We start from the raw sequence: 352 nt of genomic DNA, 5'->3' as shown, positions 1-352 counted from the left end.
GAGCCTGCTCGCGTACGGGCGGATCGCGTACAACAAAGTCAAAGCCTTGGCCATGAAGAAACCGGCTACCGGGCAGTTGACTACAAGCACAGGAAAGGGGGCCGGCGATGAGTGAGGCAATTGAACCGGACATCGACGTCGAGGCCCTTAAGGAACAAGGCGTCGATCTCGAAGTTGCCGAAAAGGTTGCTCCGGAGCGCGACATAGCAGTCAGCGTGGGCGATGCCCTGGTGCAGGTCCAAAACCTCACCATCAAGTTCGGCGGACTCACCGCGTTGGATAACGTGTCCTTCGATATCAACCGCGGCGAGATCTTGGGGCTCATCGGACCGAACGGCGCAGGCAAAACCAC

At 58.8% G+C, this 352-nt stretch carries 1 protein-coding gene; it reads left to right on the top strand.

Annotated features, from left to right (window positions below; translation table 11 throughout):
- Positions 1-107 precede the first annotated feature (107 nt).
- A partial coding sequence (locus SCA31_RS22710) for an ATP-binding cassette domain-containing protein (protein WP_410699310.1) occupies positions 108-352 on the top strand: 245 nt, incomplete at its 3' end.

Origin of the sequence: Chryseobacterium sp. SIMBA_028 (genome assembly GCF_046535285.1) — a bacterium.
Classification (GTDB): Bacteria; Bacteroidota; Bacteroidia; order Flavobacteriales; family Weeksellaceae; genus Chryseobacterium.
The sequence above is the reverse complement of the archived record's forward strand: the minus strand, read 5'-3'. Positions and strand labels throughout refer to the sequence as shown.